Annotated in this window: 16 protein-coding genes, 1 tRNA gene and 1 pseudogene; 9 read left to right on the plus strand and 9 right to left on the minus strand. The window is 73.5% G+C overall.

Translation table 11 applies throughout. The features are described 5' to 3' along the window. Positions 1-227: 227 nt before the first annotated feature. Positions 228-656, minus strand: a complete 429-nt coding sequence (locus tag ACI79U_RS14325) for a DUF3052 domain-containing protein (RefSeq protein WP_457069483.1) — start codon at positions 654-656, stop codon at positions 228-230. 266 nt (positions 657-922) lie between these two features. On the opposite strand from ACI79U_RS14325, the gene aceE reads away from it, so the two are divergent. Continuing rightward, complete coding sequence (gene aceE, locus ACI79U_RS14330; protein WP_457069485.1) at positions 923-3730, plus strand: pyruvate dehydrogenase (acetyl-transferring), homodimeric type; 2808 nt, start codon at positions 923-925, stop codon at positions 3728-3730. Between the two features lie 142 nt (positions 3731-3872). Here the strand turns inward: aceE and ACI79U_RS14335 are convergent, their stop codons facing one another. Then, the gene (locus tag ACI79U_RS14335) at positions 3873-5084 is read right to left on the minus strand and encodes a M20 metallopeptidase family protein (protein WP_457069487.1); all 1212 of its coding nucleotides are present in this window, start codon (positions 5082-5084) and stop codon (positions 3873-3875) included. A gap of 39 nt (positions 5085-5123) precedes the next feature. After that, the gene (locus tag ACI79U_RS14340; RefSeq protein WP_457069489.1) at positions 5124-5654 is read right to left on the minus strand and encodes a pirin family protein; all 531 of its coding nucleotides are present in this window, start codon (positions 5652-5654) and stop codon (positions 5124-5126) included. Between the two features lie 78 nt (positions 5655-5732). Between ACI79U_RS14340 and ACI79U_RS14345 the strand changes: the two genes are divergently transcribed. The 6 genes from ACI79U_RS14345 to ACI79U_RS14370 all read left to right on the plus strand — a co-directional run bounded on the left by ACI79U_RS14345 (position 5733) and on the right by ACI79U_RS14370 (position 12436). Then, complete coding sequence (locus tag ACI79U_RS14345) at positions 5733-6935, plus strand: PucR family transcriptional regulator (RefSeq protein ID WP_457069491.1); 1203 nt, start codon at positions 5733-5735, stop codon at positions 6933-6935. Positions 6936-7084: 149 nt separating this feature from the next. Further along, positions 7085-8287 carry an acyltransferase domain-containing protein gene (locus tag ACI79U_RS14350; protein ID WP_457069493.1) on the plus strand — a complete coding sequence of 401 codons (1203 nt, stop codon included), beginning with the start codon at positions 7085-7087 and terminating at the stop codon, positions 8285-8287. Further along, positions 8284-9252: a beta-ketoacyl-ACP synthase III gene (locus tag ACI79U_RS14355; RefSeq protein ID WP_457069495.1), complete on the plus strand. Its 969-nt coding sequence runs from the start codon at positions 8284-8286 to the stop codon at positions 9250-9252. The genes ACI79U_RS14350 and ACI79U_RS14355 overlap by 4 nt, the downstream gene beginning before the upstream one ends. An 87-nt stretch (positions 9253-9339) precedes the next feature. Further along, entirely contained in the window at positions 9340-9582 is a 243-nt protein-coding gene (locus ACI79U_RS14360; RefSeq protein WP_457069497.1) for an acyl carrier protein, read from the plus strand. 111 nt (positions 9583-9693) lie between these two features. Further along, positions 9694-10935: a beta-ketoacyl-[acyl-carrier-protein] synthase family protein gene (locus ACI79U_RS14365; protein ID WP_457069499.1), complete on the plus strand. Its 1242-nt coding sequence runs from the start codon at positions 9694-9696 to the stop codon at positions 10933-10935. 88 nt (positions 10936-11023) lie between these two features. After that, positions 11024-12436: an acyl-CoA carboxylase subunit beta gene (locus ACI79U_RS14370; protein ID WP_457069501.1), complete on the plus strand. Its 1413-nt coding sequence runs from the start codon at positions 11024-11026 to the stop codon at positions 12434-12436. 114 nt (positions 12437-12550) lie between these two features. Here the strand turns inward: ACI79U_RS14370 and ACI79U_RS14375 are convergent, their stop codons facing one another. Both ACI79U_RS14375 and ACI79U_RS14380 read right to left on the minus strand, forming a co-directional pair. Next, the gene (locus ACI79U_RS14375; RefSeq protein ID WP_457069503.1) at positions 12551-13051 is read right to left on the minus strand and encodes a DUF3145 domain-containing protein; all 501 of its coding nucleotides are present in this window, start codon (positions 13049-13051) and stop codon (positions 12551-12553) included. Positions 13052-13350: 299 nt separating this feature from the next. After that, positions 13351-14211: a DUF368 domain-containing protein gene (locus ACI79U_RS14380; protein ID WP_457069505.1), complete on the minus strand. Its 861-nt coding sequence runs from the start codon at positions 14209-14211 to the stop codon at positions 13351-13353. Between the two features lie 174 nt (positions 14212-14385). Between ACI79U_RS14380 and ACI79U_RS14385 the strand changes: the two genes are divergently transcribed. Together ACI79U_RS14385 and ACI79U_RS14390 are read left to right on the plus strand one after the other, a co-directional pair. Further along, a complete protein-coding gene (locus ACI79U_RS14385; protein ID WP_457069507.1) occupies positions 14386-15846 on the plus strand; it encodes an arylsulfotransferase family protein in 1461 nt (486 codons plus the stop codon). Positions 15847-15871: 25 nt separating this feature from the next. After that, positions 15872-15945, plus strand: a tRNA-Ile gene (locus ACI79U_RS14390). Between the two features lie 445 nt (positions 15946-16390). Here the strand turns inward: ACI79U_RS14390 and ACI79U_RS14395 are convergent. From ACI79U_RS14395 to fdh, 4 genes and pseudogenes are all read right to left on the minus strand, one after another. Continuing rightward, positions 16391-16579: a hypothetical protein gene (locus tag ACI79U_RS14395; protein WP_457069509.1), complete on the minus strand. Its 189-nt coding sequence runs from the start codon at positions 16577-16579 to the stop codon at positions 16391-16393. An 820-nt stretch (positions 16580-17399) separates the two neighbouring features. Further along, on the minus strand, positions 17400-18323 hold the full coding sequence (nrfD, locus tag ACI79U_RS14400) for an NrfD/PsrC family molybdoenzyme membrane anchor subunit (RefSeq protein ID WP_457069511.1): 924 nt from the start codon (positions 18321-18323) through the stop codon (positions 17400-17402). 122 nt (positions 18324-18445) lie between these two features. After that, the gene (locus ACI79U_RS14405) at positions 18446-19483 is read right to left on the minus strand and encodes a 4Fe-4S dicluster domain-containing protein (RefSeq protein WP_457069513.1); all 1038 of its coding nucleotides are present in this window, start codon (positions 19481-19483) and stop codon (positions 18446-18448) included. Then, positions 19480-22755 (minus strand): annotated as a pseudogene (gene fdh / locus ACI79U_RS14410) (formate dehydrogenase). The gene ACI79U_RS14405 and the pseudogene fdh overlap by 4 nt, the downstream one beginning before the upstream one ends. Positions 22756-22807: the final 52 nt, after the last annotated feature.

Below are 22807 nucleotides of genomic sequence, written 5' to 3' on the forward strand. Positions count from 1 at the left end.
GAACGGCCCCCTCGCAGGGTCCCGCCGTCGGCCCCGTCCAGAGGCTCGTCCCGAGCTCGGTGACGTGCTGGAACGGCCCCCTCGCAGGGTCCCGCCGTCGGCCCCGTCCAGAGGCTCGTCCCGAGCTCGGTGACGTGCTGGAACGGCCCCCTCGCAGGGTCCCGCCGTCGGCCCCGTCCAGAGGCTCGTCCCGAGCTTGCGAGGGATGAGGAGGACGGGGTCCTTCGTCAGCGGCGGGGCTGGCGTGCCGCCTTCGGCGTGACCAGCCGGATGCCCGACCACTCCTTCGCCGCCGAGATGCTCGAGGTCTGCTGCAGGCCGGCCGTCGGAGCGGCCTCGGTGACGTCACCGGGCTCCACGTGGCCGGGGCGTCCGGACTTGGGCACCAACAGCCACACCACCCCGTCGTCGGCGAGCGCGGCGATGGAGTCGACGAGGGCGTCGATCAGGTCGCCGTCCTCCTCCCGCCACCACAGCAGGACGACGTCGGCCACCTCGTCGGAGTCCTCGTCGACCATCTCGCTGCCCGACAGCTCCTCGACGGAGTCGCGCAGTTGCTCGTCGACGTCCTCGTCCCAGCCGAGCTCTTGCACGACCATGCCCGGCTTGATCCCCAGCCGGGCAGCCATGCTGGTGCTGCCCGAGTCGACGCTCATCCCTGCTCGTCCTCCATGTGTCCCAGTAGATCGGTTCCGCCGGTCCTGCGCACGATCACGCGGCCCGCGGGTGCCGGTGGACCGACAGTCTGCTGGTTCGGAGCCCCTCAGCGATACCCGACCGGCTCATCGGGTGTCGGCCGACCCGCTGCCGGCCGGTTCCGCACCCCGCTGCGCGAGGCCTCCGGAGCCCGCCGGACGACTCCTGGGGGACGCTCCGGGCGGGCCGCGTGACGCGCGCCGCCCCGACAGGGGACGATGTGCGCATGAGCGCACCGCAGCAGTCGGACGGAGACCCCGCCCGCACCACCGGCACCCCCCGCGCGGTCATCACCGACGGGCGGGCCAGCCAACTGCCCGACACCGACCCGGACGAGACCCAGGAGTGGCTGGAGTCCCTGGACGCGGTCGTCGACCACGCCGGCCGCAACCGCGCGCGGTACCTGATGCTCCGCATGCTCGAGCGCAGCCGTGAGCAGCAGGTCGGCGTCCCCGCGCTCCGCAGCACCGACTACATCAACACGATCCCGCCGGAGCAGGAGCCGTGGTTCCCCGGTGACCTGGAGGCCGAGCGGAAGATCCGCCACGCCATCCGCTGGAACGCCGCGATCATGGTGCACCGGGCGCAGCGGCCGGGGATCGGCGTCGGCGGCCACATCTCCTCCTACGCGTCGTCCGCGATGCTCTACGAGGTCGGCTTCAACCACTTCTTCCGCGGCAAGGACCACCCCGGCGGCGGCGACCAGATCTACTTCCAGGGCCACGCCTCCCCGGGCATCTACGCCCGTGCCTTCCTCGAGGGCCGGCTGACCGAGCACCAGCTCGACGGGTTCCGCCAGGAGGTCAGCCACCCCGGGGGTGGGCTGTCGTCCTACCCGCACCCCCGGCTGATGCCGGACTTCTGGGAGTTCCCCACCGTCTCCATGGGCCTGGGCCCGCTGAACGCGATCTACCAGGCGCGGTTCAACCGCTACCTGCACAACCGCGGCATCGCCGACACCGCCGACCAGCACGTGTGGGCGTTCCTGGGCGACGGCGAGACCGACGAGCCGGAGTCGCTCGGCCCGATCGGGCTGGCCGCCCGTGAGGAGCTGGACAACCTCACGTTCGTCATCAACTGCAACCTGCAGCGCCTCGACGGCCCGGTCCGCGGCAACGGCAAGGTCATCCAGGAGCTGGAGTCCTTCTTCCGCGGCGCCGGCTGGAACGTCATCAAGGTGATCTGGGGCCACGGCTGGGACAAGCTGCTGGCCGCCGACCGCGACGGTGCGCTGGTCAACCTGATGAACTCCACGCCGGACGGCGACTACCAGACCTACAAGTCCGAGGACGGCGCCTTCGTCCGCGAGCACTTCTTCGGCCGCGACCCGCGCACGCGCAAGCTGGTCGAGGGCATGACCGACGACGAGGTCTGGCAGCTCGCCCGCGGCGGGCACGACTACCGCAAGGTCTACGCCGCCTACAAGGCCGCGACGGACCACAAGGGCCAGCCGACGGTCATCCTCGCCAAGACCATCAAGGGCTGGTCGCTGGGCAGCCACTTCGAGGGCCGCAACTCCACGCACCAGATGAAGAAGCTGACCGCCGAGGACCTCGTGGGCTTCCGCGACCGGCTGGAGATCCCGATCCCGGACGAGCAGCTGGACAAGACGCTGCCGCCCTACTACAAGCCCGACCCGGACTCCCCCGAGATGCAGTACATGCTCGAGCGGCGCCGGCAGCTCGGTGGGTCGATGCCCCGGCGCCGGTCGGAGCACAAGCCGCTGAAGACCCCCGACGACAAGGCGTTCGACGTCCTCAAGCGCGGCTCGGGCAAGCAGGAGGTGGCCACCACCATGGCCTTCGTCCGGCTGCTCAAGGAGCTGATCAAGGACAAGGAGCTCGGCCCGCGGTTCGTGCCGATCATCCCCGACGAGGCGCGCACCTTCGGGATGGACTCCCTCTTCCCGACGCAGAAGATCTACAACCCGCACGGGCAGAACTACACGTCGGTCGACCGCGAGCTGATGCTGGCCTACAAGGAGTCCGAGCAGGGCCAGATCCTGCACGAGGGGATCAACGAGGCCGGCTCCGCGGCGTCGTTCACCGCCGCCGGCACCTCGTACGCCACGCACGGCGAGGCGATGATCCCGATCTACATCTTCTACTCGATGTTCGGGTTCCAGCGCACCGGCGACTCGATCTGGGCCGCCGGTGACCAGATGACCCGCGGGTTCCTGCTCGGTGCCACCGCCGGGCGGACGACGCTGAACGGCGAGGGGCTCCAGCACGAGGACGGGCACTCGCTGCTGCTGGCCGCGACCAACCCCGCCGTCGTCACCTACGACCCCGCGTTCTCCTTCGAGGTCGGGCACATCACCAAGGACGCCCTGGCCCGGATGTTCGGCAACGACCCGGGCGCGCCGCTGGGTGGGCACCGCGACCCGAACGTCATGTACTACCTGACGATCTACAACGAGCCCTACCAGCAGCCGGCCGAGCCCGAGGGCCTGGACGTCACCGGCCTGCTGGCCGGCATGTACCGCTACGCCGAGGGCCCGCAGCTGGAGGACGGCACCAAGGCCCAGGTGCTCGCCTCCGGGGTGGCCGTGCCGTGGGCGCTGCGGGCGCAGCAGCTGCTGGCCGACGACTGGGGGGTGTCCGCCGACGTCTGGTCGGTGACCTCCTGGACCGAGCTGCGGCGGGATGCCGTCGAGGCCGACGAGTGGAACCTGCTGCACCCGGCCGAGGAGCCCAAGGTGCCGTTCGTGACCCGGCAGCTGACCGACGCCCCCGGCCCGGTCGTGGCGGTCTCGGACTGGATGAAGGCGGTGCCCGACCTCATCGCGCCGTTCGTCCCCGGTGGCCTGGCCTCGCTCGGCACCGACGGGTTCGGTCTGTCCGACACCCGCCCGGCGCTGCGCCGGCACTTCCAGGTCGACGCCGAGTCGATCGTCGTCCGCACGCTGGCCTCGCTGGCGCAGCGCGGCGAGATCGAGCGCGACGTCGTCCGGCAGGCGGTCGAGAAGTACCAGGTGGGCGACGAGGAGAAGGCCCCGGCCGAGCAGCGCTCGGACGACCACCCGGCCACCTGACCCACCGGCTCCACGGCAACGGCCCGCCTCCCCTCGGGGAGGCGGGCCGTTCCGCGTTCCGGGGCCGTCGCCGACCCGGCTGGACCCTCTGCACCTGACGTGGAGCCGGGTCACGGCACGGCTCCACGTCAGGTGGGGCGGCTCAACCCGCCAGGGCGTCGAGCGCGATCCGGGCGTAGAGGGCGACACCCGCGGGCAGCGCGTCCTCGTCGAAGACCACCAGGTTCGAGTGGTTGCCCGGCGCGGTGGCCGGGTCGAGCTCGGGCGGGCAGGCGCCGAGGAAGGCCATCGCGCCGGGCACCCGCTCCAGCACGTAGGAGAAGTCCTCCGCGCCCATCAGCGGCACCGGCATCACCCGGCTGGCGTCCGCCCCGAGCACCGCGGCGGCCGCCCCGGTGACCGCCGCGGCGACGCCGGCGTCGTTGACGGTGACCGGGTAGCCCTCGATCCGCTCGAACACCGCGGTCAGCCCGTGGGCGGCGGCAACGTGCTCGCCGACCCGCTGCACCGCGGCGAGCACCTGCGCGCGGCGCTCCGCCGACAGGGTGCGGATGGTGCCGTGCAGCAGCGCCGAGTCGGGGATGACGTTGTCGGTGGTGCCGGCCTCCAGGTGGCCGACGGTGACCACCGCCGGGTCGAACACGTCGACGGTGCGGGTCACCATCGACTGCAGCGCGAGCACGATCTCCGCGGCGACCGGCACCGGGTCGGCGCCCAGGTGCGGGGTGGAGGCGTGCCCGCCCCGGCCGTGGACGGTGATCGTCCACTGGTCGGCCGAGGCCATCATCGGCCCGGGCCGCACGTTGATCGTGCCGGTCGGGAACATCGTGGAGATGTGCAGCGCGAACGCGCCGCTCACCGGCGCCTCGGGGACGGCGTCCAGCAGCCCCTCCTCGAGCATGGCGCGCGCGCCGTGGAAGCCCTCCTCCCCCGGCTGCACCATGAACACGACCTGCCCGGCCAGCTGGTCCCGGCGCTCGGCGAGCAGCCGGGCCGCGCCCAGCAGCATCGCCACGTGGGTGTCGTGGCCGCAGGCGTGCATCACCCCGGGCACCTCGGAGGCGAAGGGCAGCCCGGTGTCCTCCTGCACCGGCAGCGCGTCCATGTCGGCGCGCAGCAGCTGCGTCGGCCCGGGGCGGGCGCCGCGGAGCACCCCGACCACCGAGCTGGTGGTGGTGCCGGTGGTCAGCTCGACGGGCAGGTCGACGAAGGCCTCGACGACGGCGGCCTGCGTCTCCGGCAGGTGCAGCCCGATCTCCGGCCGGCGGTGCAGCCGGCGACGCAGGTCCAGGGTGCGGTCGGCGTCGGCCCGGGCGGCGGCGAACAGGTCAGCGGCGGGTGCATCGGCAGGCATGCGGGCCAGTCTGTAGCAACGCTCAGGATCCCGTGAGGGTCAGTCGGCCCAGGCGGGCCGGGCGGTGTCCAGCTGCCAGACCAGGACGACGCCGTCCCCGGGCACCGGCCCCTCCCCGACCGTCGCCGTCACACCGTCGTCGCCGGCGACCACCCGCAACCCCGGCGGCACGTCGGGGCCCGCCGTCCCCAGCCACAGCCGGGCGTCGGACCGGTCGAGGTCGATCCAGCCGGACGGGCGCAGCAGGACGTCGTGCGCCGGCTGCGCCCCGGGCGCCGCGGCCCGCAGGTGGGTCTGGACGACGTGCGCGCCGTCGGCACCGGCGACCTCGTCGTGCTCCAGCCCGCGGCCGGCCCGCAGCACCGCGACGTCGCCCGGGCCGACCACCGCCTCCCGGCCCCAGGCGTGCCGCACCGAGCCCCGCAGCACCACCGCGACGACGTCGACGTCCCGATGGGCGTGCCGGCCGTAGCCCGCTCCCCCGGGCAGCCGGTCGTCGGCCAGCCGCAGCAGCGGGCCCAGCGACCCGTCCGCCGGGTCGAGCAGCACCCGCGAGTCCAGCCCGCTCACGTCGCAACCTGATCCGCATGAGGTGTGTGCACGGACACCAGGGTCCCCGACCGACGCCGCCGTGACACCCTGACCGCCGTGGAGGACACCACCCCGGCGCGACCTGCGCGCGTGCGCCCGTCGGAGGCGACGTTGCGCCGGCTGGAGCGCGCCTCCGGGTCGCTGGCCACCCAGGCGGTCGCCCGGATGGACGAGGAGCTCGCCTGGTTCCGGGCGATGCCGGCCGACCAGCGGTCCTGGGTCACCCTGGTCGCCCAGGCGGGCATCGCCTCGCTGGTCGAGTGGTGCCGCAACCCCGGCCGCCCGCCCCGGCTGACCGGCGAGGTCTTCGGCGCCGCACCCCGGGAGCTGGCCCGCGCGGTTCCGCTCAAGCAGACCGTCGACCTGATCAAGGTCACCGTCGAGGTGGTCGAGGCCCGGGTGGGCCAGGTCGCCGAGCCCGGCGAGGCCGAACCGCTGCGGCTGGCCGTGCTGCAGTTCAGCCGGGAGGTCGCCTTCGCCACCGCGCACGTCTACGCCAGCTTCGCGGAGAACCGCGGGGCGTGGGACGCGCGGCTGGAGGCCCTCGTCGTCGACGCCCTGGTCCGCGGCGACCGCTCCGAGGAGCTGCCCGGGCGGGCCGCGGCACTGGGCTGGGCCACCACCGGCCCGGTGCTGGTGCTGGTGGGTGCGGCGCCGCCGGCCGAGCGGGACTCCCGCGCCGGCGTCCGGCGGGCGGCGCGCTCGCTGCGCAGCGAGGTGCTCGTGGGGGTGCACGCGGACAAGCTGGTCGTGGTGCTCGGCGGCGTGGCGGATCCGGGCGGGCTGACCGCCGTCGCCGAGCGGGTGTGCCGGGAGTTCGGCCCCGGCCCGGTCGTCGTCGGCCCGCAGGTCGACTCGCTCGCCCGGGCGGGCGAGTCCGCGGCCGCGGCGCTCGCCGGGCTGCGCGCCGCGTCGGCCTGGCCGGACGCGCCCCGCCCGGTGGACGCCGAGGCCCTGCTGCCCGAGCGCGCCCTCGACGGCGACCCGATGGCCCGGACGGCGCTGGCCGAGCGGGTGGCCGGTCCGCTGGAGGCCGCCGGCGGGGAGGTGCTGGAGACCGTCCGCGCGGTGCTCGCGCACGGGGGCAACCTGGAGGGGACGGCGCGGGCGCTGTTCGTCCACCCGAACACCGTGCGGTACCGGCTCAAGCGGGCCACCGAGCTGACCGGCTGCTCGATCACCGACCCCCGCGGGGCGTGGACCCTGCAGCTGGCGCTGGCGCTGAACCGGCTCGAGGGCGCCCGGTCGCTCTGGCACTGAACGGGTCGGCCATTGTGGCGTCCCCCACCACAACGCGTCACCTGGAGCCGTTTGAGACCGGTCTTTTAGAGGGTTCCTCCAAAGACCGCCCGCAGTAATTCGTGGATCTTCCGGCTCCGCGACGGCCCGACACCTGCCAGGGTTGTGGCGTGTTGGCCGTTCTCGCCCCCGGACAGGGTGCCCAGAAGCCCGGGATGCTCACCGACTGGCTCGACCTCCCCGGCGCGGAGTCGTTCTTCCGCTGGGCCGGGGCGATCGCCGACGCCGACCTCCTGGAGCTCGGCACCACCGGTGACGCCGAGGCCATCAAGGACACCGCGGTCACCCAGCCGCTCGTCGTGGCGATGAGCCTGTTCATCGCCCGCGAGCTCGGCGGGATGCCGGGTCCGGTGGTGCACGCCCCCGCCGCCGGCCGGGACGTCGTCATCACCGGTCACTCGGTGGGCGAGCTGACCGCCGCCGCGCTGGCCGGCGTGCTGTCGGTCGAGGCCGCGATCGCGCTGACCGCGGTGCGCGGCCGGGCGATGGCGCGGGCCTGCGCGCAGACGCCGACCGGGATGTCCGCCGTGCTGGGCGGCGACCCCGAGCAGGTGCTCGCCGCGATCGAGCGCCACGGGCTGACCCCGGCGAACCTGAACGGTGGTGGCCAGGTGGTCGCCGCCGGGTCGCTGGAGGGTCTCGCCGCGCTCAAGGCCGACCCGCCGGAGAAGGCGCGGATCATGCCGCTGTCGGTCGCCGGCGCGTTCCACACCTCGTTCATGGCGAGCGCCCGCGAGGAGCTCGAGGGCCTGATCGGTGGGCTGAGCCCGGCCGCCCCGAGCCGGCTGCTGCTGTCCAACGCCGACGGGGCCGCGGTCGACAGCGGCGCCGAGGTGCTCTCCCGGCTGGTCAGCCAGGTCACCAGCCCGGTCCGGTTCGACGCGTGCCTGGGCACGCTGCGCGACCTCGGCGTCACCGCCGTCCTGGAGCTGCCCCCGGCGGGTGCGCTCGCCGGCCTGGCCAAGCGGGAGTGGAAGGGCAGCGACATCGAGGTGCTGGCGCTGACCAAGCCCGCCGACCTCGACCGCGCGCGGGAGCTCATCGCCGCCGAGCGCGGGCGCGCGGAGGCCGAGCACTCCCCCGACTGGCGGGTCGTCGTCGCCCCCGCCCGCGGCACGGTCAACCCGGCCGACGTGGCCGAGGGCACCCACCTGCCGGCCGGCACCCCGCTCGGCTGCATCCGCAGCCGCCGCGAGGAGGTCAACGTCTCCGCCGGCTACGACGGCGTCCTCGCCGAGTGGCTCGTGGCCGACGGCGACCTCGTCGACGCCGGTGACCCGATCGCCCGTCTCTACCCGGAGGTGTCCGCGTGACCGCCATCAAGCTGCGGGAAGGGGCCCCTGGCGCGAGCATCCTCGGCCTGGGCGCCTACCGCCCGCGCCGCCGGGTGACCAACGACGAGCTCGCCCAGGTGATGGACACCAACGACGAGTGGATCCAGTCCCGGGTCGGCATCGCCGAGCGCCGCTGGGCCTCCGAGGACGAGACGCTGGTCGACATGGCCGTCGCCGCGGGCGGCAAGGCGCTGGCCGCCGGCGGGCTGGCCCCCGACCAGGTCGACCTGGTGATCGTCGCCAGCGCGAGCCTGACCGCCCCGATCCCGGGCATCGGCCCGCAGGTCGCCCACCGGCTGGGCATCCCCCGCCCGGGCGCCTTCGACCTCAACGCCGGCTGCGCCGGGTTCTGCTACGCGCTGGGGGTGGCCTCGAACGCCATCCGCACCGGCGACGCCCGGCACGTGCTCGTCGTCGGCGTCGAGCGGCTCACCGACGTCACCGACCTCACCGACCGCTCGACCGCGGTGATCTTCGCCGACGGCGCGGGCGCGGCGGTGATCGGCCCCTCCGACGAGCCCGGCATCGGCCCGGTGGCCTGGGGCAGCGACGGCGACCAGTACACCGCCATCGAGATCGCCCCCGGCACCTCGACGATGGCGATGGCCGGCCAGGCCGTGTACCGCTGGGCCACCACCAAGCTGACCAGCACGCTCGTCGAGGCCATGGAGTCCGCCGGCGTCACCGCCGCCGACATCGACGTGTTCGCCCCGCACCAGGCCAACCTCCGGATCATCGAGTCGATGTCCAAGAAGCTCGGCTTCGGCGAGGACACCGTCATCGCCCGGGACGTCGTGCAGTCGGGCAACACCTCCGCGGCATCGGTCCCGCTCGCGCTCACCGCGCTGATGGAGTCCGGCGAGGCCAAGAGCGGCGACCTGGCGCTGGTGCTCGGCTACGGCGCCGGGCTGACCGTCGCCGGCCAGGTGCTCCGCCTGCCCTGACCGATCAACAGACCCGCCGGGACGCCGTCCCGGTCGACGGCAGGGCCACCCGGCCCCGCCACACCCCAGCCAGAGAGAGGACCCCGCGTGCCCAGCACCGCAGAGATCCAGGCCGGCCTCGCCGAGATCCTGGAGGAGGTGGCCGGTGTCGCGCCGGCCGACGCCACCCCCGAGAAGTCCTTCACCGAGGACCTCGACGTCGACTCGCTGTCGATGGTGGAGATCGCCACCGCCGTCGAGGACAAGTTCGGTGTGGCCATCCCCGACGACGAGCTCGGCAACATCAAGACCGTCGGGGACGCCATGTCCTACATCGAGAAGAACCAGTAAGAGGACCACCCTTCCCCCCACGCCTCGCAGGCTCGGCGCGGGCCCCTGAAGGGTGGCCTTTCCATTCGCTCTCCCCCCGGCCGTCCGGCCAGCCAGTTCCAGGAGGAAGTCATGAGCACGCCCACCGCCGACGTCGTCGTCACCGGGCTCGGGGCCACCACGCCCCTCGGTGGTGACGTCGTCTCCACCTGGGAAGCGCTGCTGGCCGGCCGGTCCGGGGTCAGCCGCATCACCGACGACTGGGTCAAGGAGTTCCCGGCCCAGCTCGTCGCCCGGCTGGCCGTCGAACCGGCCGACGTCCTCGACCGGGTGCGCATCCGGCGGCTGGACCGCAGCCAGCAGGTCGCCGTGATCGCCGCCGAGGAGGCCTGGCGCGACGCCGCCGGCGCCGACTCCGGCGTCGACCCCGAGCGGATCGCCGTCGTCTTCGGCACCGGCATCGGCGGCGCGGTCACCCTGCTCGACCAGGACGACGTCCTGGAGGCCAAGGGCCCCAAGCGCGTCTCCCCCTTCACCATCCCGATGCTCATGCCCAACGGCCCGGCCGCCGCGGTCGGCCTGGCCGTGGGCGCCAAGGCCGGCGTGCACGCCCCGGTGAGCGCCTGCGCCTCGGGCGCCGAGGCGATCCGCTGGGGCCTGGACCTGCTGCGCTTCGACCGCGCCGACATGGTCGTCGTCGGTGGCACCGAGGCCTGCGTGCACCCGCTGCCGATGGCCGGCTTCGCCGCGATGCGGGCCATGAGCACCCGCAACGACGAGCCCGAGCGCGCCTCCCGGCCTTTCGACAAGGGCCGCGACGGCTTCGTCCTCGGCGAGGGCGCCGGCGCCCTCGTCCTGGAGCGGGGCGACGCCGCCCGGGCCCGGGGCGCGCGGATCCACGGCCGCCTCGCCGGCGCCGGCGCGACCGCCGACGGCTACGACCTGGTGGCCCCCCACCCGGAGGGTGAGGGCGCCGGCCGGGCGATCGCCGCGGCGATCCGCGACGCCGGGCTCACCCCCGGCGACATCGGCCACGTCAACGCGCACGCCACCTCCACCCCGATCGGCGACACCGCCGAGGCCTCCGCGATCCGCAACGCCATCGGCGACCACCCGCTGGTCACCGCCACCAAGAGCCAGACCGGGCACCTGCTCGGCGCGGCCGGCGCGCTGGAGTCGGTCTTCACCATCCTGGCGCTGCGCGACCAGCTGGTGCCGGCGACGGCGAACCTGGACGACCTCGACGACGACGCCTCGGTCCAGGCGCTGGACATCGTCCGGCACGAGGCGCGCAAGGCCACGTTCTCCGCGGCGCTCAACGACTCCTTCGGGTTCGGCGGCCACAACATGGCCCTGGTCTTCACCACGGCATGACGAAGGACCCCCTTGCCCCCCACCACTCGCCAGCTCGTGGCGGGCCCCTGCAAGGGGGCCGGACCTCACTCGCTCTGAGGAGCTGCTCATGACCACCGCCACCCCCGCGCCGCCGGTCGCCACCGTCGACCCCCGGGACCCCGAGGGCCGGCTCGCCCGGTTCTTCGACCCGGGCTCGCTGCAGCTGCTGGCCGCCCGCGACACCTCCGGGGTGCTGGCCGGGCGGGGCACCGTCGCCGGCTCCCCGACGATCGCCTACTGCACCGACGCCACGATCATGGGCGGGGCGATGGGCCTCGACGGGTGCCGGCACATCGTCGACGCCATCGACACCGCGCTGCGCGAGCGGGTGCCGGTCGTCGGCATCTGGCACTCCGGCGGCGCCCGGCTCGCCGAGGGCGTCACCGCCCTGCACGCGGTCGGCGAGGTGTTCGCCGCGATGGTGCGGGCCTCGGGGCGGGTGCCGCAGATCTCCGTCGTCCTCGGCCCCGCCGCCGGCGGCGCCGCCTACGGTCCGGCGCTCACCGACCTGGTGATCATGGGTCCGGCCGGGCGGGTGTTCGTCACCGGCCCGGACGTCGTGCGGTCGGTCACCGGTGAGGTCGTCGACCAGGAGCAGCTGGGTGGCCCGGACACCCACGGACGGCGCTCCGGCGTCGTGCACGTGGTCACCGACACCGAGCCCGAGGCGCTGGAGACCGCCCGCACCGCCGTCGACCTGCTGGCCGCGCAGGGCAGCTTCGCCCCCGCCCAGGACGAGCCTGCCGTCGACCTGATGGCACTGCTGCCCGAGCAGCGCAACCGCGCCTACGACGTGAAGCCGCTGGTCGCCGCGCTGCTGGACGGCCCCGGCCTGGAGCTGCACCCGCGGTTCGCGCCGAACATCGTGACCACGCTGGGCCGGCTGGCCGGGCGCACCGTCGGGGTGATCGCGAACAACCCGCTGCGGCTGGGCGGCTGCCTGGACTCCGCGTCGGCGGAGAAGGCGGCCCGGTTCGTGCGGATGTGCGACGCCTTCGGGGTGCCGCTGGTCGTGCTGGTCGACGTCCCCGGCTACCTGCCCGGCGTCGGCCAGGAGTGGGACGGCGTCGTGCGCCGCGGCGCGAAGCTGCTGCACGCCTTCGCCGAGGCCGTGGTGCCACGGGTGACGCTGGTGACCCGCAAGTCCTACGGCGGCGCCTACATCGCGATGAACGCCCGCTCCCTGGGCGCCAACGCGGTCTTCGCGTGGCCGGGGGCGGAGGTCGCCGTCATGGGCGCCAAGGCCGCGGTCGGCATCCTGCACCGCAAGAAGCTCGCCGCCGCCCCGCCCGGGGAGCGAGAGGCACTGCACGCCCAGCTGGCCGAGGAGCACGAGCGAATCGCCGGCGGGGTGAACCGGGCCCGGGAGATCGGCGTCGTGGACGACGTCGTCGACCCGGCCGAGACCAAGCGCCGGCTGGTGGCCGCGCTGGCGGAGACCCCGGCCGGCCGGGGCGCGCACGGCAACATCCCGCTCTGAGGACGACGAACGGCCCGGCACCCCGTGGAGGGGCGCCGGGCCACGAAGGACCCCGTCCGTCTCACCCCTCGCGAGCTCGGGGCGAGCCTCCGGACGGGGCCGAAGATCGAAGCACTAGACGACCTGGTGCAGCCAGGTGACCGGGGCGGCGTCGCCGGCGTACCGGTAGGCCTCCAGGTCGGCGTCCCAGGCAGCGCCGAGCAGCATGTCGACGCCGTGCCGGAAGGCCTCCACCGAGGTGGCGGTGGCGGCGAGGTGCCGCAGCTGCTGCTCGCTGATGACCAGGTCGCCGTTGGCGCTGACCGGCGCGCGGTGCACCCCGTGGCCGGGCACGTAGGACATGCGCTCACCGTCGTTGCCGTGGCTGGCCTCCTCGGTCACCTCGAAGCGCAGCATCGGCCACTGCTTGAGGGCAGCGACGAGCTTGGCCCCGGTGCCGGGGGCGCCCGTCCAGGCGATCTCGGCACGGTAGGAGCCGTGCGCCACGGGCTGGTCAGCCCACGTCAAAGACACCGGCGCGCCGACGACGCGCTCGAGCGCCCATTCGACGTGCTGGCACAACGCCTTCGGGCACGCGTGCACGAAGACGACACCCTGGGTTGACCGTCGCTGCACGGCGCACCTCCATCGACTCGACTGGTTCGTCTTCCCCAACGGACCTGTCGTGTTCGGTGGTGCTGCGTTCGCACTACGGCGGCTCCAGGAGCAACCGGTCGTCAGTCTGCCCGACCGGTTGCTCAGCGCGCCAGTGCGATCTGGAACGGACGAGACGCCCGGGGCCCGATGTGACCAGTGGGACGAGTGAGGCGCGCCGCGACCACGGCTTTTGTGCCGAGAAGTGGACGATCAAGGCAGTAAATGTCCATCTCACGATGTGGACTGCTGGCCCGCCCGGTCGTCGTCCAGTCTGCGGGTCAGCCGGCCCGTTCGGCCAGAGCCTCGGCTGCGGCGCGCCGGTCCAGCCGGATCTGCAGCGCGAGGGCGGCGGCCACCACGAGGCCGGCACCGAGCGCGAGGGCGAACATCGGCAGCCCGCTGTCGTCCGGGGGGAGCAACGCGCGCTCCTCGGTCTGCCACGGCCACAGCGCGCGCAGCGAGCCGACCATCAGGCCGGTCATCAGCGCCAGCGTCAGCGCGTGGTGGGAGCGCAGGGCCGCTTGGAGCACCTTGACGAACAACCCGAGGCCGAGGGCGGCGCCCAGCGCGAAGGCCCCGACGTAGGCGAGGTCGCGGGAGTTGACCGCCGCGAGCGTGGGGCCGTACAGGCCGAGGGTGAGCAGGATGAACGACCCGGAGATGCCGGGCAGCACGAGCGCGCAGATCGCCACCGCGGCGGCGAGCACCACCACCGGCAGCGGGGGGTTCGCGTCGCCGCCCGGCGGCAGCCCGGTGAGCAGGAAGGCGGCGACCGCCGCGAGCACCGCGACGACGACGTCGCGGGTCGACCAGCGCCCGACCATGCGGGCAGGCGCGACGATGGAGAAGAGCACCATCCCGAAGAAGACCGCCCGGGCCCCGACGGGGTGGTCCTCGATGAGCGGCTCCAGCAGCCGGGCGCCGGCGACGACGGCGACCACCATGCCGGCCAGCAGCGGGAGGATCGTCCACCAGTGGGCCCGGCCGAACTCCGCACGCGCCTCGGCGAACCGGCCGGTCACCGCGTACCGCAGGCTCGTGACGACGTGCCCGGCTCCGTCGATCAGCCGCTCGTAGACCCCGAGCACCAGCGCGACGGTGCCGCCGCTGACCCCGGGCACCACCTCCGCGGCGCCCATCGCCAGACCGCGGACCACGTGGCCGGGTGAGGTGCGGAGGCCACCATCGGGGACGGGGACCGTTGAACTGCCTGATTCCTCTGCGCGCACCCGGTCGAGGCTAGCGGCGGTCCAGCAGCCCGATGGGGACTGCGGGTGAGCGCTCGAGTTGCGCGGTCCTGAGACTCTCCAGGAATGCACCGCGGACGACCCCGGCCGATCGCGGCGGCGGCGTGCCTCGGACTGCTGCTGACCTCCTGCAGCGGTGACGAGGCGGCCCCCGCCGCGGCGGCGAGCACCGGGCCGGCGCTGGCCTTCGTCAGCCGGCCCGACCTGGTGGCCCCCGACCTGGAGATCGAGGCCCGCGGCCCGGCCCGCGCGCCCGACGGGTCCCTGGTGTTCCTGGGACCCAAGAGCGAGGGCGCACCGCTCACCGGGGTGCTGATCGTCGACGACGCCGGGGAGCCGGTCTGGGTCCAGCCCACCGACGGGCGCGCCTACGACGTCCGGGTGCAGGAGTTCCGGGGCGAACCGGTGCTCACCTGGTGGCGCGGCGAGAGCCCCGTCGTCGGCCTGGGCGCCGGGGAGTTCGTGCTCGTCGACGAGTCCTACGCGGAGATCGGCACGGTCACCACCGGCGGCGACCTGGACGCGGGCCAGGCCGACTTCCACGAGGGCCGGCTGACCGCCGACGGGACGATGCTGCTGACCGCCTACGTCAAGCAGGAGCACGACCTCAGGCCGGTGGGCGGCCCCGAGGACGGCTGGGTCTGGGACGGCGTCATCCAGGAGGTGGACGTCGCCACCGGCGAGGTGGTGTTCGAGTGGAGCGCCCTGGACCACGTGCCGCTGGAGCAGACGAAGAGCGAACTGCCCGACGACGGCGGCATCGAGGAGAAGCCGTTCGACTGGTTCCACGTCAACTCGGTCGCCGAGGACGCCGACGGGTCGCTGCTGGTCTCCGCGCGCAACACCTGGGCGGTGTACGACCTCGACCGGGCGACCGGGGCCGTCGAGTGGACCCTCGGCGGCGAGGCGAGCGACTTCGACCTCGGTGCGGGCGCGGAGTTCGCCTGGCAGCACGACGCCGAGCGGCAGGCCGACGGCACGCTCACGTTGTTCGACAACCAGTCCGAGCCGGACATCGGCCCCACCTCACGGGGGCTGCGACTGGCACTCGACGAGCAGGCGATGACGGCCACCGTGGTCACCGAGTACCTGCCGCCCGACCCCGACCGGCTGGCCGGCAGCCAGGGCAGCTTCCAGCAACTGCCGGACGGGACCGTGTTCATCGGGTGGGGTTCGCGGCCGTTCTACTCGGAGTTCGCCGCCGACGGCACGCTGCTCTCCGACGTGGCGCTCGGCGCCGGTGACAACTACCGGGCGTACCGGGACCAGTGGGTCGGGCGGCCCACCGGACCACCGGACGCGGTGCTGGCGGCCGGCGCAGTGCACGTCAGCTGGAACGGCGCCACCGAGGTGGTCTCGTGGCGGCTCGTCAGCGGGGACGACGAGGAGCGCGCGGTGGCCGGCGACCCGGTGCGGCGCACCGGGTTCGAGACGGCGGTCCCGGTGGACGGCGACCCGGCGTACCTGGCCGTCGAGGCGCTGGACGCCGACGGGCGGGTGCTGGGCAGCACCGTGCTGGCCGGCTGAGGGCGACCGCTAGCGTGAACGCCCTGGGGCGGTAGCTCAGCCGGTCAGAGCATGGGACTCATAATCCCTGGGTCGTGGGTTCGAGCCCCACCCGCCCCACTCAGTCTGACCTGCATGTTCGCGGCTGTCCGGTGCGGATGACCAGCCGGTCGAACCGCTGGGACACGCTGTCGGGCACCAGGCGGCGCCGTCGGCCTTGGAGAACACCAGGCCGCGGAACGCGACCAGGTGCCAGAGGGCGTGCGGGTCGTCGTTGGCGGCTGAGTCGAGGAACGCGCCAGCCTGCTGCGGGGTCCACCATCGGCTGCGACGGCCGCACCCCCGTGCCGCCTTCGAGGGCGAGGAGCCAGGCTCGGAGCTGCGGCGCCGGCACGTCTCCCGGTCAACCCGAGGATGACTGGAGCTACAGCGACGCCTTGCGGAAACGCCGGGTTCCGCATGTATCGTCGCCGCTGCCTCCGCCGGTTACCCCCGTGGCCGGCGGAGGCCCTTCACCTGATCATCGAGACCAGCGCACACCCGGCCATCGGCCGCCGCACGTGGGTCAGTGGCCCTGGCTCGCCTGTGGCTTGCCCCGTCGCGTGGCGCGGATGCCGAGCGCGACGGCACCCAGAGTCAGCAGACCGCCCAGTCCCTGGAGGCCGGGCGAGTCATCGCCCTCCCCCAGCACCATGCCGACGATGCCCGCGGCAAGCATGGCGAGGACGGCGACGACCGCGAGGACGGTCTTCATGTCCGCATCGTGGCACGCATCGGGACCGCTTCACGCCGTCGCGCACGATCCCCGGGTGCGGGTCGCCACGCTGCCGGAGCTCACTGCTACGGCGTGGATCGCCATCGACCCCCACCATGACCGGCGTTGCCCTGATCGCCACGGTGACGGGCTCCCGGGCCGCACCGCCCCAGCAGCACGCGACTGAGGGTCAGTCCGCTGCGGCGGCGTCTTCGGCGGGTGGTTCGCACTGCACCGACACGCTCCACTGCAGGGTGGTGAGTCCCCGGGCGTCACGCTGCCTGGTCGGGCCGGTGACCACCATCGTGGACCAGTCCGGCTCCCCGTCATCACCACACGCCTGGATGTGCAGCTCATCCCACGGCAGCGGCGCCGTTGCCCTGAACATCATGGGCCGAAGGTGTCCGGCGGCGTCGTCACCGAAGCGTGGAGCGCGGCCGGCTTCCCCCCAAGGGGGCAGCGCCGACGGCGGGGCGCCACACTGCCGGCCCGGACCCGGCAGGACAGGCCCTGGCGGAGTGGTTCGCGCTCGGGCAGTACGCCGCCGGCCGGTCGCTGCGCGAGCTGGCGGAGCTGACCGACCGGTCGTGCTCCGCGTGGGCAACATCGTCGCGATCAGCTCGTATCGAGCGCGCTCAGATGCCGAGGGCCTCTGCCGCTTCGGGGATGGTCAGGGTGAGCGGGAGTACGGCGTCCTGAGCTACGAGCCGGCCGATCCGGCGGGTGGCCCGCCGATCATGGTCCTCGGGGTGGTGGTCGTCCTGCTGGTGTCCCTGCTGGCCACCAAGCAGCACCAGGATCGGGCGTCGGCGTGCAGCAGTCAGGACGACGTGCGCCCTCCGGCCTCCGCGGCGTCCCGCTCGGCCGCGCGGGCCCGCTGCGGCTCGACCGTGTACCGGGGATCCCTCGCACTGGCCATGCCGGCGTCGAAGATCCCGAAGCGGGTGAGCGCCGAGCCCGCCGCCACGAGCACCCCGCCGGCGGTGGCCGGCGCGCGGTACCGGCCGCCGGCGAGCAGCAGTGCCGCACCGGCGACCGTGCAGGCGCGGGCAGCCTTCAGGAGCTTCCCGGCGCGACCGATCCGGTAGGGCTCGCTGACCAGCCCGTGGTCGCGCTCGACCCGGTGCATCATCCCCAGCTCGATCGCGGCACCCACCGCCGCCACCTTCCGGGCCGGCGACGCCTGGTCCACGGGGGTGAGGGCGCTCGTGATGCCGCCTCCCGCGGCCATGGCCGAACCCGCGAAGACGAACGGCAGCTGCCGGTGCGCCTCGTGCCACGACGGCACCGCGGTGTCGGCGAGGAGCGCCGCGGTGTAGGTGGTCATGGGTCCACCGAGGACCGCCGCCCCAACCCCGGACAGCCGTCGTAGCTGCGGGAACCGGTTCAGCACGTGCGCGCCGGCGGTGGCGGTGGCCAGCGCGCTGAACGGCGCGAGGATCCAGGAGCCCACCGACAGCGGCGACGTCGGCTTGAACACCCGCAGCATGTAGAGGAAGCGCGCGGGCCGGCCCAGGTCGTGGATGAGGAAGGCCACCGAGACCAGCGCACTCCCGCCCGCGGTCAGGTGACCTGCCCGGGCCAGCGCAGGTCGGCCGGTCAGCTCGGCGGCGCTGCCCAGCAGCGCCGACGTCCCGGCGGCTCCGCCGAGGAAGAGGTACAGCGGCACGTCGAGGGTCTTCCACACCGGCGGCTTGACCATGGGCCGCCCGTAGTAGGAGGCGAACTCCGCCTCCCCCACCACCGACTCACCCGGACGCGGCGCGCGCCGCCGCTCCCGCCGGACCAGCTCCCGGTCCGCGGCAGGCGCCCCGTCCGCCCGTCGCCACCCGGCGGCCGGCGTCCCGGGTCCGGCCTCCCCCACTGTCACCGGCGTCGCCCCACGAATGCCGATGCGACCAGACCGACGACCATCGCCGCGCCCGTGGCGACGTGGCGCCACATCGACGGCAGGTCTCGGGTGGTGACGACCGGGTCCGGCGGCAGGCCGTAGACCTCCGGTTCGTCGAGCAGGAGGAAGAACGCCCCCGCTCCCCCGACGCCGTCGCGCTCGTCCCGGCCGTAGAGCCGCGCTCCCTCGACCCCCTTCTCCTGCAGGGCCGCGAGGCGGGCATCCGCCCGGGCCTGCAGCGCGTCGAGGTCGCCGAACTGGATCGACTCGGTGGGGCACGCGCTGGCGCACGCCGGTTGCAGCCCGTCGGTCAGCCGGTCGTAGCAGAGGGTGCACTTGAACACCCGCCCGTCGTCCTCCCGCTGGTCGATGACCCCGTACGGGCACGCGGGGACGCAGTAGCCGCAGCCGTTGCAGATGTCCTCCTGCACCACCACGCTGCCGAACTCGGTCCGGAACAGCGACCCGGTCGGGCAGACGTCCAGGCACGCGGCGTGGGTGCAGTGCTTGCACACGTCCGAGCTCATCAGCCACCGGACCTCGCGATCCTGGGCGGAGGCCTGCTGCGGCGGGCTCTGCTCCGCCGTCGTCGCGGACGCGGGGACGCGCTCGTGGACGACGGGCGGGTCTTCCAGCGGACGCGGGCTGCCGACGGCGTCCGGTCGCCCCACGGTGGGCATGGGCAGGTCCACCGTACGGCTCTGCTCGACGAAGGCCACGTGCCGCCAGCTGTTCGCGCCGAGCATCCCGGTGTTGTCGTAGGACTCCCCGGTCAGCCCAAGCACGCTGCGGTTGCCCCGGGCGTCGTCCATAGGCAGCGTGTTCCACTCCTTGCACGCGACCTCGCAGGCCTTGCAGCCGATGCAGACGGACGTGTCGGTGAAGAAGCCGACCCGCGGCGGGTGATCCCCGTCGTAGCCGCGGTCGCCGGCGACGTCCGGGACCGGACCGAACAGCCGGTTGTGCGGATCGTCCCCGGAGAAGGCGGTGGTCGCCGAGCTGATCGTCGTCATGACCGCTCCTCGATCGGGGCTCGTCCGTTGGGGCCCAGCCGTCCGCTGGCGACGCCCGCCCGGCGGCGGTGGTCCTCGACGAACTCGACGAGGGCCGGGCCGCGCGGACGCCGGCCGGGCCGGATGTCGCAGGTGGCCACCTTGGACTCCTGGATGTGCACGTTGGGATCCATCACCACGCCGAGCAGGTCGTTGGCCGAGTCGCCGGTCGTGATGCCGTTCTGCCCCCAGTGGTACGGGATGCCGACCTGGTGCAGCTCCCGCCCGGCGACCCGCAGCGGCCGCATCCGTTCGGTGATCAGCACCCGCGCCTCGATGGCGGCGCGGGCACTCACCAGCGTCGCCCAGCCCATGTGTTCCAGCCCGCGCTCGGCGGCCAGCTCCGGGCTCACCTCGCAGAAGAACTCCGGCTGCAGCTCGGACAGGTACTCGAGGGTGCGACTCATGCCCCCGGCGGTGTGGTGCTCGGTCAGCCGGTAGGTGGTGACCGCGAAGGGGAAGACGTCGTTCATCGCCGGGTTGGCCCGGTTCCACGCACCCCGGATCTCCAGGCGCGCCGGGTTGGCCTGCCGCGAGTACAGCGGGTTGGCCACCGGTGACTCCGCCGGCTCGTAGTGGCTCGGCATCGGCCCGTCGGCCAGGCCCGCCGGCACGAACAGCCACGCCTTGCCGTCGCCCTGCATGATGAACGGGTCCGTGCCGGCCAGCGCATCCTCGGCCGTGGCTCCCTCGGGGGGCACGTAGTCGGGCCGCTTGGTCGGCTGGAAGTCCGGCACGTCCGGGCCGGTCCACTTCTCCTGATCGTCGTCCCAGTACACGTACTTCTTCCGCTCGCTCCACGGCCGGCCCTCGGGGTCGGCGGAGGCGCGGTTGTAGAGGGTGCGGCGGTTCATCGGCCAGGCCCAGCCCCACTCCGCGGCCACCAGGTCCTGCTCGGTGTGCGGCTTCTTGCGGTTGGCCTGATTGACCTCCTCGGCGAAGACGCCCGAGTAGATCCAGCAGCCGCAGCTGGTGGATCCGTCGTCCTTCAGCGCGGTGTAGCCGTCGACCGCCGTGCCGTCCGCACCGGTCCCGCTGATCTCGCGGAGCACCGCGTGCGCGCTCGGCTCCGCCACGGGGCCGTGGGTGGGGTAGTCCCAGGTGAGGTCCAGGATCGCCCGGTCCCGGGGATCGGGAGAACCGGCCAGCTTCTCGCGGATGATCCGGCCGAGGTGGAAGTAGAACCACAGATCGCTGCGGCAGTCGCCCGGGGGCTCCACGGCCTGCGAGTGCCACTGCAGCAGCCGCTGGGTGTTGGTGAACGAGCCGTCCTTCTCCACGTGCGCCGCGGCGGGCAGGAAGAACACCTCGGTGGGGATCTCCTCGGTCACCAGCTCGCCGGTCTCGATCTCCGGCCCGTTCTCCCAGAACGTCGCCGACTCGGTCATCTGCAGGTCGCGGACGACCAGCCACTCGAGGTTGGCCAGACCCAGCCGGGACATCCTGCCGTTGGCGTTGCCCACCACCGGGTTCTCCCCGACCAGGAAGTACCCGGGCACGGTGCCCTGGATCTGCTGCGCGACCGTCTGGTAGTTGCTGTGGTCCCCGGTCAGCCGCGGCAGGTGGTCGAAGCAGAAGTCGTTCTCCGGCTGCGCGGCGTCCCCCCACCAGGCCTTCAGCAGGCTGACCGCGTACGTCCGCATGTTGCCCCAGTAGCCGACGGTGCCGGCCGCCTCGGCGACGAAGTCGTCCAGGTCGCGGTCCTCGCGTGCGTGCGGCATCGGGATGTAGCCCGGGAGGATGTTGTAGAGGGTGGGGATGTCGGTCGACCCCTGGATGCTGGCGTGCCCGCGCAGCGCCAGGATGCCGCCGCCGGGGCGGCCCATGTTGCCCAGCAGCGCCTGCAGCACGCTCGCGGCGCGGATGTACTGGACACCGACGGTGTGCTGGGTCCAGCCCACCGAGTACACGAAGGCACTGGTGCGCTCCCGGCCGGAGTTGCTGGTCAGCGCCTCGGCGACCTTGCGGAAGACCGCCGGCTCGATGCCGCAGACCTCGTGGACCAGCTCCGGGGTGTAGCGCGCGTAGTGCCGCTTCAGCACCTGGAACACGCACCGCGGGTGCTGGAGCGTCTCGTCGCGCTGCGGCTTGCCGGCCACGGGCATCCCACCGCTGCCGGCCTGCTCCGAGCCACCCTCGGAGTGCTCCTCCGCGTCCGGTGCGGGCCCGCTCCCCGACGCCCCCGGCTTGGGTGCCTGCCGCTGCCCCGCCGCCGCGGTCACCTGGGTGCCCTCGTACTGCCACGTCGTCTCGTCGTACTGCCCCTTCTCCGGGTCGTAGCCGGAGAACAGCCCGTCGAGGTCCTCGGTGTCCTGGAAGTCCTCCCGCAGGATCGCCGCCGCGTTGGTGTAGGCGGCCACGTACTCGCGGAACTCCAGCCCGTTCTGCAGGACGTGGTTGATCAGCCCACCCAGGAAGGCGATGTCGCTGCCGGCGCGCAGCGGCACGTGCAGGTCGGCCAGGGCGCTGGTCCGCGTGAACCGCGGGTCGACGTGGATCACCGTGGCCCCGCGGGCCTTGGCCTCCATCACCCACTGGAAGCCCACCGGGTGGGCCTCGGCCATGTTGGAACCCTGGATGACGATGCAGTCGGAGTTCGAGAGGTCCTGCTGGAACATCGTGGCGCCGCCGCGACCGAACGTGGTCCCCAGCCCGGGGACCGTCGAGGAGTGCTATATCCGCGCCTGGTTCTCGACCTGCACCGCCCCGAGCGCGGTGTAGATCTTCTTCATGAGGTAGTTCTCCTCGTTGTCGAGGGTGGCCCCTCCGAGGCTGGCGATCCCCATGGTCCGGTTGACCCGCTTGCCGTCGACCTCCTCCTGCCAGGTCTCGCGGCGGGTGCGGATCACCCGGTCGGCGATCATGTCCATCGCCGTGTCGAGGTCGAGGTCCTCCCACTCGGTGCCGTGGGGCCTGCGGTAGCGGACCTTCGTCTGGCGGGTGGGGCTGGTGACGAGGCTCTTGCTGGCGGCGCCCTTGGGGCAGAGCCGGCCGCGGCTGATCGGCGAGTCGGGGTCGCCCTCGATCTGGGTGACCTTCTCGTCCTGCACGAACACCCGCTGGCTGCACCCCACGGCGCAGTAGGGGCAGATGCTCTGCACGACCCGGTCGGCGGTGGCCGTGCGGGGCACGAGGGAGTTGGTCCGCTCGCTCCGGACGGCGTTCCCGCGGCCGAGCGGATCGGTTCCTGTGAGCTGCCGGACCACCGGCCACGCGTCGAGCCAGGTCTTCATGAGCCCTCCCCGGGAGCCCCGTCCCCAGCAGGGGACGGACGGGGGCACGAGG

It is taken from the genome of Modestobacter sp. SYSU DS0904 (assembly GCF_054051115.1).

What these genes read in the sequence shown, in the direction of transcription:
- ACI79U_RS14365 (WP_457069499.1), top strand. Translation starts at nt 9,694, where the DNA reads ATGAGCACGCCCACCGCCGACGTCGTCGTCACCGGGCTCGGGGCCACC.
- ACI79U_RS14405 (WP_457069513.1), bottom strand. Translation starts at nt 19,483, where the DNA reads ATGACGACGATCAGCTCGGCGACCACCGCCTTCTCCGGGGACGATCCG.
- ACI79U_RS14335 (WP_457069487.1), bottom strand. Translation starts at nt 5,084, where the DNA reads ATGCCTGCCGATGCACCCGCCGCTGACCTGTTCGCCGCCGCCCGGGCC.
- ACI79U_RS14380 (WP_457069505.1), bottom strand. Translation starts at nt 14,211, where the DNA reads ATGGGCGCCGCGGAGGTGGTGCCCGGGGTCAGCGGCGGCACCGTCGCG.
- ACI79U_RS14395 (WP_457069509.1), bottom strand. Translation starts at nt 16,579, where the DNA reads ATGAAGACCGTCCTCGCGGTCGTCGCCGTCCTCGCCATGCTTGCCGCG.
- ACI79U_RS14325 (WP_457069483.1), bottom strand. Translation starts at nt 656, where the DNA reads ATGAGCGTCGACTCGGGCAGCACCAGCATGGCTGCCCGGCTGGGGATC.
- ACI79U_RS14385 (WP_457069507.1), top strand. Translation starts at nt 14,386, where the DNA reads ATGCACCGCGGACGACCCCGGCCGATCGCGGCGGCGGCGTGCCTCGGA.
- ACI79U_RS14370 (WP_457069501.1), top strand. Translation starts at nt 11,024, where the DNA reads ATGACCACCGCCACCCCCGCGCCGCCGGTCGCCACCGTCGACCCCCGG.
- aceE (WP_457069485.1), top strand. Translation starts at nt 923, where the DNA reads ATGAGCGCACCGCAGCAGTCGGACGGAGACCCCGCCCGCACCACCGGC.